The organism is Psychrobacter sp. CX5 (assembly GCF_057621535.2).
The window spans coordinates 815,035-828,495 of record NZ_CM177735.1; the positions used below are offsets into that span (position 1 = coordinate 815,035).

A 13,461-nucleotide genomic window follows, 5' to 3' on the forward strand; every position below is an offset into this window, starting at 1 on the left:
AGACTATACTGTTCTACTTTTATAATTTTATAGCCGTAATATCGGTGCCCTTGCTATTAAGTCAGGTCACTCGATTTTGCACAGCTAGATAATGAGTTAGTACCGCTATGATAGCCCCGCTCTCTTTATTTGATGGGGTTTAGCGGTATGCGCCAATGCCCTAAACCTTAAACTATGAATCGACTTTAGGGATTAGGCTTGACAAGCTGTCATTCAAAACAGACTGTGAATTAGGCGAACTCAGACGTTATATCACGTTTTTATTAAAACCAGTTTTAGCGATATTTTTTAGGGACTGTCTGTCACGATATCATTTCATTAATTTGATATCTGTAGCGTCAGACAGTTGTTTATCATTGACATTAAACGACATATACAGGGTTTATAACCATGGCAAAAGATCTTCAAGTCACGACGAGCAAAGTCAACGACAACCAAACTCAATTGACAGTCAAAGTACCTGTCGAACAAATCCAAAACAAAGTTGAAGGCCGCATCCGTAAGGTAGCCAAAACTGCTAAGATTGACGGTTTCCGTAAAGGTAAAGTGCCTGTTTCTCATATCCGCGCTCAGTATGGCGCTGGCATTCAACAAGAAGTGATCAACGATGTGATTCGTGACACTGTATTTGAAGCAATTAAAGCGGAAGACGTCCGTGCTGTTGGTATGCCAAACATTGATGATGTGAAACTTAAAGACGAGTTTTTGGTATATCAAGCAACCGTTGAAATCTTCCCAGAAATCAAAGTGGAAGGCATGAGCGACATCGAGGTTGAACGTCATAACGCCACTATCAGTGATGAAGATGTTGATACGATGATAGAAAACCTTCGCAAACAGCGTCAAGAGTTTGCTAAAAAAGAAGGGGCTGCTGATGAGGGCGATCAAGTTACCTTCGACTTTGAAGGCTCTATTGATGGTGAGACGTTTGAAGGCGGTTCAGCAGAAGACTTTAAATTGGTCTTAGGTAGTGGCCAAATGATTCCAGGCTTTGAAGACGGTATCAAAGGCCTAAGCGCTGGCGAAGAAAAAACCATCGATGTGACCTTCCCAGAAGACTATCAAGCTGAAAACTTAGCGGGTAAAGAAGCTCAGTTTAAGATCACTGTTAAAACAGTTGAAGAGTCTAAGCTTCCAGAAATCGATGACGAATTCTTAGCGTTATTTGGTGTGACAGAAGGCGGCGTTGAGCAACTTAAGAAAGACGTTCGCAAAAACATGACACGCGAAGTCAAAAATGCGGCCCGTAGCCAAGTCAAACAAGCGGCCTTTGATGCGCTACTTGAGAAAAATGAGTTTGACGTACCAAGTGCTATGGTGGATCAAGAAGTTGACCGTCAGCGCAACTTAATGATGCAGCGTTTCGCGCAGCAATTTGGTGGCAATACCAATGCCATTGATAAAGATATGTTGCCACGTGAGCTGTTTGAAGAGCAAGCTATCCGTGCCGCTCGCTTAGGGGTACTCGTTTCACGCGTTATCGAAGAAAACGAAATCAAGGTTGACCAAGATCGCGTTGAAACCTTCATCAAAGAAACTGCTGAAAACTATGAAGACCCTCAAGAAGTTATCGACTATTACACGAACGATGCTGAACAACGCGCCAATATTGAGTCAGTCGTACTAGAAGATCAAGTGGTTGACTTCCTATTAGAGCAAGGTAAAGTGACTGATAAAGAAGTAGGCTACCAAGAGCTATTAGCCTCTCAGCAACAAGGTATGATGTAGAGCGCTAAAGAGGTTTATATCTAAGGGCTTCAATAGAAGCACTGATACCTTAGCTCAAAACTTAAGACGGTAAAATCAAATATATTAAAGTTCAAGATGTAAAATCAAAGTGCCCTGACCCAGTGTTGGGGCATTTTTGTCTAGGGCGGGTATGGCACTTATCTCTTATAACCCTTTTAGCGCTTATAACCTTTTAGCCCTCATTACCCTTATAAAAAAAGCTAAACAGAAACTAAAACAAAGCTAAATATCTACAGCTATCGAATGAAATGGCTATGACTTAAACCACTCTAATGGCTATAATTGTGTATTAATGATTGCACATAAAGTAAGATAGTGTCGTTAATCACACTTAGTCGCTTGATTTATTGCTTATTACCCCAAAATATAAAGAGATAAAATAGGCAAACTGGTAGCACGTCTCTAGTCGAAGAACTCTAAACTGGTGACAAGAGCACCAGCGTGACGCCTACTCAAAGTAGGCTTAGCGAGGTTAATAACCTAATCGTTTAGAAGTTTTTTTAGTCGTTCTGTGACTATATATAACTTCTAACTATGATTATCACTACTCGTTAATATATTGCTAATCCTGACAATACTGCTAATTAAAAGACTAATTACTAGAAGCTAAGCCCTATTTCACCTTATTACCTACATACAGGGATTATTTATGAACCAACAACACACACAACAAGACACCGACCGTATTATAAGCAACCCGCATTTTAAAACTCTCATCGAGGCTCATGATGCCGTGTTGAGAGGCATGCAGGATGCTACTGTCAATAGCCCACAAGCGGCATTAGTACCGATGGTTGTCGAACAATCTGCACGCGGTGAGCGCTCATTTGACATCTATTCACGACTATTACGCGAGCGTGTTATCTTCTTAACCGGTCAGGTTGAAGACAATATGGCCAACTTAATTGTGGCTCAAATGTTGTTCTTAGAAGCTGAAAACCCAGACAAAGATATTCACTTATATATTAACTCTCCAGGCGGATCAGTCAGTGCAGGCCTTGCCATGTTTGATACCATGAACTTTATCAAACCGGACGTCTCTACCATTTGTATGGGCGGCGCTTATAGCATGGGATCATTCCTACTTGCGGCAGGCGAAAAAGGCAAGCGCTACGCACTGGCAAACTCTCGAGTCATGATTCATCAGCCTTCTGGTGGCGCACAAGGTCAAGCGACCGATATCGAGATTAACGCCCGTGAAATCTTAAAAATCCGTGATCGTCTCAACCGTATCTTAGCGGAGCGTACCGGTCAGCCATTAGAAAAGATCGAAAAAGATGTTGAGCGTGACTATTGGCTTGATGCGTTCGAAGCTAAAGAATATGGATTGGTTGACGAAGTATTAGAGCGTCGTCCTGAAGAGATGAAATAAGCCACTATATATAAACTTTAAAGCTTGGTAGTGACTTATAAAGCTTCGAAGTGATAGAAAGCATGGTAATTAAAAGGTTACTCATTAAAATAGGTTGCCACTAATAACTGTATTAATCTTGTTGACTATCAAGTAACTGCCAAGCTTATTGCGTTATCAATTTTAAAGATATATACGCTAAAGACGACAATAGCACTTAATAATACCCAGATGCTGCAAATTTTAATGGAGCGTCAGTCTTAACATACTAGTAAGTAAAAGATAGTTGTTAGAAAAAGATTATTTGGTAAAAGACCGTTTAGTGAGAGCTTATTGAATAACACTAGTTTATTAAGATAAATAAAATTGCCCCCGTCAGCATAAGAAATTTTAAGGAGCGCCAATTATGGCAAAGGACAAGACACCACAGTGTTCATTTTGTGGTAAAAAAAAGAACGAAGTCAAACAGCTCATCGCCGCTGATGATGCCAATATTTGTAACGAATGTGTGGCCTTATGCACTGATTTGATAGAAGAAGGTGCGCTTGGTGATGTTGAAGAGGGCGATAACGAAGCCAGTACTTGGCTAACCAAAAAACTGCCAACCCCTAAACAAATTCGCGAACACTTAGATGGCTATGTGATCGGTCAAGAGACGGCTAAAAAGGCCTTATCGGTTGCAGTATATAACCATTACAAACGTTTAAAAGTCGCGGCGCAACTGGCTGAAGATGTTAAACAAGCAAAACTTGGTGCCGATGATGCCATGGTTGAATTGTCTAAAAGTAACATTTTGCTGATCGGTCCTACCGGTTCTGGCAAGACCTTATTGGCTCAAACGCTAGCCCGTATGTTGGATGTTCCTTTTGCAATGGCTGATGCCACTACCCTAACCGAAGCCGGTTATGTGGGTGAAGACGTTGAAAACATCGTACAAAAGCTACTACAAGCGGCTGATTATGATGTTGAGAAAGCTGAGCAAGGTATCATCTATGTCGATGAGATTGATAAAATCAGTAAAAAAGGCGAGAACATGTCAATCACCCGTGACGTATCGGGTGAAGGCGTACAGCAAGCGCTGCTAAAACTGATTGAAGGTACAGTGGCGGCCATTCCACCTCATGGAGGTCGTAAGCATCCTAACCAAGAGCTTATCCAAGTCGATACCAGCAATATCTTAATTATCGTTGGCGGCGCCTTCTCAGGACTGGATAAAGTGATTCAGCAACGTACTGAAAAAACAGGCATTGGATTCAATGCTGAAGTAAAATCAAAAGATGAAGGCAAGCAGATCTCTGAGCTATTTAAGCAAGTAGAGCCAGAGGATTTGATTAAGTTTGGTCTGATACCAGAGCTGATCGGTCGTCTGCCAGTTATTGCTACGCTTGAAGAGCTTGATGAAGATGCATTAATGCAAATTTTGACTGAGCCTAAAAACGCCATTGTTAAACAATATCAGTATCTGTTTGAGATGGAAGACGCTGAACTAACCTTTACCGAAGATGGTTTAAAAGCGATTGCTCATAAAGCGATGGAGCGTAAAACTGGTGCACGTGGCTTACGGTCGATCGTTGAGAACGCATTATTGGACACCATGTACGAATTGCCTTCTATGGAAAATGCGAAATCCGTGGTAGTCGATGAGACGGTCATCAATGATGGTGTCACACCCAAAATTGCTTAAGTAAAATAAGTTGTTTAAGCGTTAAACTGTACTTACTGGTTTATCGTTATTGTCATTAAATTTTAAGATGCCTATCAGTAATGATGGGCATTTTTTATTGCTTACACGGTCACTGTGTCCTATTATAAAAATGTTTTTTCGCATTTATAGTTTTCAATTATTACCTTGCTAGCTTTTTGACTCCAATTTTAATACCACTCAAGGATGAGCCACCGAATGTCAATTTTATTCTCTGTAAATAATAAGTTAAATAAACAAGTTGCTCAGCAGCTTTCTTCTATTACCCCTTTTATGGCACCTCACATTGATGAGCAATTGATGAAAAACTTTTATCAAAATCATGTAGCTGCCATTACAGGTGCAGGTTCCGGTATTGGCAGAAGTCTGGCGTTAAGTTTGGCATCAGCCGGATGCCATCTGGCTTTATCCGATATTAATAGCGAGAATTTAGCCGAAACCCAAGCTCTATTATCAGACTATGAGGTGATAGTAACGGCGACCCAACTGGATGTGGCAAATAAAGAGGCTGTGTTTGCTTGGGCCGATCACGTGTTCAAAGACCATGGCAAAGTCAACTTTATCTTTAATAATGCTGGAGTAGCCTTAGCGTCGACTGTCGAGGGTGAGTCGATAGAGGACATCGAATGGGTCATGAGTGTGAACTTCTGGGGCATGGTGTACGGTACTAAAGCCTTTTTGCCCTTAATTAAACAAAGTGTCAGTGACGCTAATATTCAGCTACAAGTTCACTCTAAACGGCAAACTCATCAACAAGCTCATGGCCATATTATTAATATATCCAGCTTGTTTGGTATTGTCGCCCTGCCCGCTCAGTCTGCTTATAACGCCAGTAAATTTGCTATTCGCGGATTTAATGAAAGCTTACGTCAAGAGCTGGATATTCAAAAGTGTGGCGTCTCATTGACATCTGTACATCCTGGCGGTATTAAAACCAATATTGCTAATAATGCAAGAGAACATGACAGTGTGAGTTCTCTTGGAATGACCACAGGGGCGAAAGGCTTAGAGAAGATCAATAGATTATTGAAGTTTGACCCTGATATGGCAGCAAAAATAATATTGATGGCCGTCGCCAATAATCAACCCCGCTGTCTGATCGGTGATGATGCAAAATTATTTGATTTGGTGCAGCGCGCTTTCCCCTCAAATTATGGGCAAGTTATGAACCGCGCGTCAAAGACCATCTCCAAACTAAAAAGACACCCACTGATGCGTAAGCTGGGTTAATCAGCTAAATAAACGAACCAAATCGAATTTTATTGACCCTAAAGAGACATTAATAGGCTAGCCGATTTAAGTTAAGCCTTATAAAATAGTGAGTTTTAAAAGAAGACTTTAAACGCTTAAAGGCAATTGGGTATTTTTTATTGAATGTCTGGCACCATCATTAGACAGTGTAAATAAATACCCCCAGTTGCTGTAGCTTCTAATTCTGCGTCAGTTCTGTTCTTTTTAAACCGATAGTTAACGGTTATCAAATCGACTGCGCTTATGCCAGCCGATTGTGTTTTTGCTTTGGATATCAGTGGTCACTTTATGCAAACACCCCCCTCACAAACCGAAACGAAAACCTCTTCTAAGACACCACCCACCACTTGGGTGCTCAAAGCCACGGTAATGCTAATTGCGGTATTTGCCTTTTTACAGGTGTATTCTATTCAGTCGATCCTACCAGTATTAATGGTCGACTTCGGAGCTACTGAAGTACAAGTCGGAATGGCAGTTGGGGCGACCGTCTTGGCAGTGGCGATCATGTCTCCTTTTTTAGGCATGTTGTCTGATGCGATTGGACGTAAGTCAATTATTGTGACGGCATTACTCTTTTTAGCGGTCCCTACTGCCTTAATTGCGCATAGCAGTAGCGTGGAGGTCTTGACCTTTTGGCGATTTTTGCAAGGGCTATCTGTTCCCGGTATTACGGTGGTGACCATTGCCTATCTCGGAGAGGAGTTCAAAGGCGGAGCGATTGCTGAGCTCATGGCATATTACGTGTCAGGCACCGTGCTTGGCGGCTTTTCAGGGCGTTTTATTTTAGGACATCTGCATGAGTGGGTCGGTTGGCGAATAGCTTATTATATTATGGCGGCGTTAACCTTTGCCGGAGCACTGTGGGTAGCCAAGACCCTTCCCGCCTCCAAAAACTTTGTCCCCAGTCCCAAGTTTCGCACTGCACTGACAATGCTAGCCGGTCACCTAACCAATCGTTATGTACTCTCGGCAGGTTTACTTGGTTTTTGCGTACTTTTCTCCCTAGTCGGCTGCTTTACCTTCATTAACCTCCACCTTGCCGCTACGCCTTACCATTTAAATACGGGACAGCTAGCCAATATTTTTACCGTGTATTTAATTGGGGTCATTATCACACCGTTATCAACCAAGCTACTACAACGCTTTGGCGCAGCACGAACCATTGTTGTGGCCGTTATTATGTCGATGTTGGGCGTATTGTTGACCTTATCAGCCCCTTTATGGCTAATTATTATCGGTATCAGCGTCATGTCCTCAGGGGTATTTATTACTCAGTCTGCAACGATCGGCTATATTGCCACCAATGTGCATGAAGGACGCTCTCTGGCTTCAGGCTTATACTATATGTTTTACTATGCTGGCGGTACCGTTGGGGCATGGGTATGTGGACTGGCTTATGCCCATGGCGAGTGGACTTATACGGTTTGGACGCTACTGTTCATGCAAGTAATGGCTCTGTTAATCGCACGATTCGGCATGATTAAAACACCCCTCAACTCGTAACCAGCAGTAAATCAAAATTATGCTTTTGTCCTAATCCCAACTTTTAACGAAAGACTTGGCTTTGGTTTAGCTCCGCATTTATGATTAATTGATAAAACGTAATGGACGAGAAGCACTAGTCTATATGCTCATCAATTAATTAATTAGAATTCGAGTCTTTGGTACAGCCACTATGTATAATCCAAACTAATACCTTTTCTATAAAACAACCTATCTTTGTCAGGCTTATTAAACCTACGATTTGTAGCGTTTGCACTCGCCTTCCTTGATAGGTTGATTTCTAGATTTGCTATAAAATAATAATTTGTATTGACCTAGCATAGATATCTTTGTTAAATTAAATTTCAATTAAAATGAGATATTTTGTATCGAATATACCTTTTTTAAGAAAACATCATTAGCAAGGAATGCAAATGATGCCATAAGGATGCAATGAGGTACGATTTGCAAAACCTGATCGACTCTATAAAAACATTCTAAATAAAAAATCCCAATCAAACAGTCATAACATAGATAGCTAAGGATAGCGCCATGACTACTGCCAAAACCACAACCCAAACCCAGACCCATTATCAGCCTACTTCTACCGAATCATTTTCACAGCTTTATTCAACGTCAATTAATAACCCCGAAGCATTTTGGGGCAAACAAGCCGAGCGCATCTATTGGCACAAATCACCTGAGCAAATTGTAGATAAGAGCAACTTACCTTTTGCCAAATGGTTTGTCGGTGGTGAGACCAATGTCTGCTATAACTGCGTTGATCGTCATTTAGAGGAGCGCGCCGAGCAAGATGCCTTTGTTTGGGTGTCCTCCGAGATTAATCAAGACCTACTAGACAATCACCCGGGTGTTGCCGAGGCCTTTAAAGAGCTGGACAATCATGTTGAGTTTTACACCGACTATGCTAAGCGTCGCCTCACCTATAACCGCTTATATAAAGAAGTCAATTATTTCGCAGATGTGCTACAACGCTTAGGCGTTGGTAAAGGCGACCGCGTTATTATTTATATGCCGATGATCTTAGAAGCAGCCTACGCTATGTTAGCCTGTACCCGTATCGGCGCAGTACATTCAGTGGTATTTGGCGGCTTTGCGGCACATAATTTAGCGATTCGGATGGACGATGCCAAAGCCAAACTGGTTATCACTGTCGATGCAGGATTGCGTGGCGGTAAGGTCATCAATTACAAAAACTTGGTGAATCAAGGTGTCGAGCAAGCACAGGTGAAGCCTGAAAAAGTATTGGTGGTAAATCGTGGCATCATGCCGTACACCCCTCAACCCATCGATGTCGACTATGCTACTGAGCGCCGCATTAGTTGTGAGGCAAAAGCCGTCGTTGAGCCAGTCTGGCTTGAGTCAAACGAACCTTGCTACTTACTCTACACTTCAGGTACCACAGGCACCCCAAAAGGTGTACAGCGTGATACGGGTGGACATGCCATCGCCTTAACCACATCGATTGACTACATTTATGATGGTAAGGCAGGAGAGACATTCTGGGCCATTTCGGATATTGGCTGGGCGGTCGGACACTCTTATACCATTTACGCGCCGCTGCTCGCTGGTATGACCAGTATTATGTACGAAGGTCTGCCCCATTACCCAAACCCAGGGATTTGGTGGCGTATCGTCGAAGCCAATAAGGTCAACATTCTGTTTACTGCCCCAACAGGCATTCGAATGCTCAAAAAACAAGATGAATCGTGGTTAACCCGTTATAACACCAGCAGCGTGAAATCCTTCTTTTTAGCGGGTGAGCCATTGGATGAACCGACCGGCGAATGGCTCTCGGATCATTTAGGGGTGCCAATTATAGATCACTATTGGCAAACTGAGACAGGCTGGCCCATCTTAAGCCATGTTCCTAAGTTTGATCATAAAGATCACAAAGCAGGGTCACCGGGTTACCCTATGTTTGGCTATGATGCCAAGGTGCTTAATGAAGAAACGGGAGAGCCTTGCGCGCCTGGTGAAAAAGGATTATTGGCCATTTCAGCGCCCCTACCTCCGGGCTGTTTAACCACCGTTTGGGGCAATGATGCGCGTTTTATCAAAAGTTATTACAGCTTATTTGATGGCAAACAATACTCAAGCTCCGACTATGCAACGACGGATGAAGACGGTTATTTTTATATCCTTGGTCGTACCGATGATGTCATCAATGTGGCAGGACACCGCTTAGGTACGCAGGAGATTGAAGCGGCGATTAGCGAGCATCCTGAAGTGGCAGAAGTTGGGGTTGTCGGTATCAAGGATGACTTAAAAGGCGAATTACCGATTGCCTTTTGTATCTTGCGCGACCCGTCTATCATTGAGGATACCGAAAATAGGTTTAGAGTGGAACAACAGATATTTGGTATCGTTGCAAAGTCTTTAGGGTCTCTGGCACGACCTGCTGCTGTTTATTTCCCATCTGCCTTACCAAAAACGCGCTCTGGAAAAATCCTACGCCGCGCCATTCGTGCTTTAGCTGAAGGTCATGAAACCGGTGATATGTCTACCCTTGATGACCCCTCTGCCATAGAAGCGGTTAAATCAGCTTTGAAAAATTATTAAGGTTTTTTGTCATTAACAGTCAACACCAGATCTGTAAATCAACGTTGGGAATAAAATGAGCTTTTACACTACCCATAATAAACAAGAATAAGGTGTCTAGAATTTCTGTTTATAAAGTTAGCAATCTTAATCTTTCAAACGTATATCTAGAAGGATCTAGATTAATAGGATGATTGAGAATGCTTTAATTCAATAACTTTGCAAGGAAGCAACAAATGACCATTCTCGCAATTGTTTTGTCTCTTGGATTATTGATGTACTTCGCTTACAAAGGCGTCAGTGTACTTATTTTAGCACCTATTTTGGCGTTACTTGCTGTCGTACTAAGCGGTCAAGCCTCTGAATCAATGGGAATCTATACACAAGTTTTTATGAAAGGTATGGGTGGTTTTGCAGTAAAATATTTTCCACTTTTTATTCTTGGTGCTATTTTCGGTAAGCTCATGGAAGACTCTGGGTATGCCTATAGTATTGCAAAAAGTATCGTCGATAGGTTAGGCAGTCACCATGCGTTACTAGCGATTGTACTGGCGTGCGCCCTCTTAACCTATGGTGGCGTTTCCGTTTTCGTTGTCGCATTTGCCGTTTATCCTATTGCGGCAGCATTATTTAAACACGCTGATATTCCTAAACGTCTAATTCCTGGTGCCATTAGTATCGGTGCGTTTACTTTTACTATGACCGCACTACCGGGCACACCTGCCATTCATAATGCCATTCCCATGCCTTACTTCCAAACCGACGCCTTTGCCGCACCTGGTCTTGGAATTATTGCTGCTATCATCATGCTTGGCGGTGGTATGTTATGGATGAATTATCAACTTCGTAAAGCGAAAGCCGTAGATGAAGGCTATGGCAAGCATATCCTAAATGAAAAGGAATTTGATGTCTCGGGTAAGGTGCAAAACTTTTGGCTTGCCTTAGTACCTATTGTCATTGTGGTCATAGGCAACTACTTGTTTTCAAAAATTATTATTCCTATGTGGGATAATAGCTATTTAGCAGGCGAGCAATTTGGCGGCGTGGAGATTAGCTCATTAATTGGTATTTGGTCCATTATTATATCGCTTGCCATTGCTTGTCTTTTCGTTATTGTGCTCAACTTTTCTAGAATTAAAAGCTTATCTGAAACCTTAAATGAAGGGGCAATGGGTTCATTATTACCCATATTTAATACTGCCTCTGAGGTTGGTTATGGCTCAGTGATTGCAGGCTTAGCAGGGTTCGCGGTCATTCAGCATTTCTTAATGGGAATCGCTTCAAGCAATCCTCTTATCTCTGAAGCCATTATTATTAACGTACTTGCTGGTATCACGGGTTCTGCTTCTGGGGGGCTGGGAATCGCCTTAGAGGTCATGGGTGAAAACTATATGCTTTTGGCTGAGCAGTACAATATCAATCCTGAACTGATGCATCGTATCGCTTCATTGGCTTGTGGTGGCTTAGATGCCCTACCCCATAACGGAGCAGTTATCACTATGCTAACTATTTGCGGGTTGACCCATAAACAATCTTATGTCGACGTCTTTGTCACTGCCGTCGTTGTTCCAATTTTGGCAACGATAGCAATAATTGTATTAGGCACTATGTTTGGCTCTTTCTAATCGCATAAAACGAAGTTATAAAAATTGATTCAAAAATCCTAGTACGACAACATTTTTTGTAATTTCCACTTGTAAAATGAGAATAAATGTCTCATTATTTAGGCTAATAATTTACAATCACACTATTAGTGACATTATTTATAAAAAATGAGCCATTAGTATTTAAAAGCTAACCGACACATTTAAAACTTAATACTTTTAAGATAAGGATATCCTATGCACCACGTTAAACAACTCATCAACGGACAATTTGTAGAGTCAAACACTCAAGAATGGATCGATTTGACCGATCCTGCCACTCAAGAAGTTATCGCCAAAGTACCTCAAACCACAGATGATGAGATCAATGAAGCGGTAGCTGCTGCCAAAGAAGCATTTAAAACGTGGCGCAAGACACCCATCACTACCCGCTCTAGAATTTTCTTAACCTATCAAGCGCTTATTCGTGAGCATATGGATGAGCTCGCTGAATTACTCACCTCTGAGCAAGGTAAGACTATTGCGGATGCGCGCGGTGATGTGTTTCGTGGTCTAGAAGTTGTCGAACATGCCTCAGGTATCGCTAACTTACAGATGGGCGAGTTTGTTGAAAATGTCGCTCGTGGCGTTGATACTTATAGTATTTGGCAACCGCTTGGTGTTTGTGCAGGTATTACTCCGTTTAACTTCCCTGCCATGATTCCGCTTTGGATGTTCCCAATGGCGATTGCCACCGGCAATACCTTTATTCTTAAACCTTCTGAACAAGACCCTATGGTCACCATGCGCTTGGTAGAGTTGGCACTGGAAGCTGGCGTACCTAAGGGCGTTTTAAACGTCGTCCATGGCGGCAAACCAACGGTAGATGCCATTTGTAATCACCCTGATATTAAGGCGGTCTCATTCGTCGGCTCAACCCGCGTTGGACATCATGTCTATGATCTCGCAAGTAAAGCCGGTAAACGTGTCCAGTGCATGATGGGTGCCAAAAACCACGCCGTTATCCTACCTGATGCCAACAAAGAGCAAACCCTTAATCAATTAGCCGGTGCAGCCTTTGGTGCGGCGGGTCAACGCTGTATGGCCTTATCGGTCGTTGTACTAGTGGGTGCTGCTGGCGATTGGATCGATGATATTAAAGCCAAAGCTGAAAGCCTAGTGGTATCAGCTGGTAAACATGATAAAGACTTAGGCCCACTTATCAGCCCGCAAGCCAAAGCACGTGTTGAACATCTTATACAAACGGGTGTCGATGAAGGTGCAGACTTATTATTAGATGGTCGTGGTATCACGGTTGAAGGCTATGAAAATGGCAACTTTGTCGGCCCGACTATCTTCGATAACGTGACCACTGAGATGCAGATTTACAGCCAGGAGATTTTCGGTCCTGTCCTATGTATTATGCGCGCAGATTCATTGGATGAGGCGATTGAGCTGATAAATGCCAATCCGAATGGTAATGGTACTGCTATCTTTACCCAATCTGGCGCGGCGGCTCATAAGTTCCAACAAGACATCGACGTTGGTCAAGTCGGTATTAACCTACCTATTCCAGTGCCACTACCTATGTTCTCATTCTCAGGCTCTCGTGCCAGCAAGTTGGGCGACTTAGGTCCTTATGGCAAACAAGCGGTACAGTTTTATACCCAAACCAAAACGGTCACTGCACGATGGTTTGATGACGAGGCCAGTAAAGGTAAAGTGAATACTACCATTTCGATGTAGTCTAGCGATACGTATGAAATCCATATAGGACTACT

8 protein-coding genes are annotated in these 13,461 nt (G+C 42.5%); all 8 read left to right on the forward strand.

Annotated features, from left to right (window positions below):
• Positions 1 to 390: 390 nt before the first annotated feature.
• Positions 391 to 1,728, forward strand: coding sequence for a trigger factor (tig, locus tag AC21OG_RS03120; protein WP_487377188.1), 1,338 nt, complete (start codon positions 391 to 393; stop codon positions 1,726 to 1,728).
• A 766-nt stretch (positions 1,729 to 2,494) separates the two neighbouring features.
• Positions 2,495 to 3,121, forward strand: a complete 627-nt coding sequence (gene clpP / locus AC21OG_RS03125) for an ATP-dependent Clp endopeptidase proteolytic subunit ClpP (protein ID WP_486546331.1) — start codon at positions 2,495 to 2,497, stop codon at positions 3,119 to 3,121.
• Between the two features lie 385 nt (positions 3,122 to 3,506).
• Entirely contained in the window at positions 3,507 to 4,784 is a 1,278-nt protein-coding gene (clpX, locus tag AC21OG_RS03130; RefSeq protein WP_487377187.1) for an ATP-dependent protease ATP-binding subunit ClpX, read from the forward strand.
• Positions 4,785 to 5,102: 318 nt separating this feature from the next.
• A complete protein-coding gene (locus AC21OG_RS03135) occupies positions 5,103 to 6,032 on the forward strand; it encodes an SDR family NAD(P)-dependent oxidoreductase (RefSeq protein ID WP_487377426.1) in 930 nt (309 codons plus the stop codon).
• 390 nt (positions 6,033 to 6,422) lie between these two features.
• Positions 6,423 to 7,556: an MFS transporter gene (locus AC21OG_RS03140; RefSeq protein WP_487377425.1), complete on the forward strand. Its 1,134-nt coding sequence runs from the start codon at positions 6,423 to 6,425 to the stop codon at positions 7,554 to 7,556.
• 531 nt (positions 7,557 to 8,087) lie between these two features.
• A complete protein-coding gene (locus AC21OG_RS03145; protein WP_487377186.1) occupies positions 8,088 to 10,118 on the forward strand; it encodes a propionate--CoA ligase in 2,031 nt (676 codons plus the stop codon).
• Positions 10,119 to 10,333: 215 nt separating this feature from the next.
• The gene (locus tag AC21OG_RS03150) at positions 10,334 to 11,722 is read left to right on the forward strand and encodes a GntP family permease (RefSeq protein WP_487377185.1); all 1,389 of its coding nucleotides are present in this window, start codon (positions 10,334 to 10,336) and stop codon (positions 11,720 to 11,722) included.
• A 216-nt stretch (positions 11,723 to 11,938) separates the two neighbouring features.
• Positions 11,939 to 13,426 (forward strand): CoA-acylating methylmalonate-semialdehyde dehydrogenase, encoded by a 1,488-nt coding sequence (locus AC21OG_RS03155; protein WP_487377184.1) that lies wholly within the window; start codon positions 11,939 to 11,941, stop codon positions 13,424 to 13,426.
• Positions 13,427 to 13,461: the final 35 nt, after the last annotated feature.

Bases quoted from the DNA above. Each gene is read 5' to 3' on its own strand.
- tig (WP_487377188.1), top strand. From the start codon at position 391: ATGGCAAAAGATCTTCAAGTCACGACGAGCAAAGTCAACGACAACCAA.
- clpP (WP_486546331.1), top strand. From the start codon at position 2,495: ATGCAGGATGCTACTGTCAATAGCCCACAAGCGGCATTAGTACCGATG.
- clpX (WP_487377187.1), top strand. From the start codon at position 3,507: ATGGCAAAGGACAAGACACCACAGTGTTCATTTTGTGGTAAAAAAAAG.
- AC21OG_RS03135 (WP_487377426.1), top strand. From the start codon at position 5,103: ATGAAAAACTTTTATCAAAATCATGTAGCTGCCATTACAGGTGCAGGT.
- AC21OG_RS03140 (WP_487377425.1), top strand. From the start codon at position 6,423: ATGCTAATTGCGGTATTTGCCTTTTTACAGGTGTATTCTATTCAGTCG.
- AC21OG_RS03145 (WP_487377186.1), top strand. From the start codon at position 8,088: ATGACTACTGCCAAAACCACAACCCAAACCCAGACCCATTATCAGCCT.
- AC21OG_RS03150 (WP_487377185.1), top strand. From the start codon at position 10,334: ATGACCATTCTCGCAATTGTTTTGTCTCTTGGATTATTGATGTACTTC.
- AC21OG_RS03155 (WP_487377184.1), top strand. From the start codon at position 11,939: ATGCACCACGTTAAACAACTCATCAACGGACAATTTGTAGAGTCAAAC.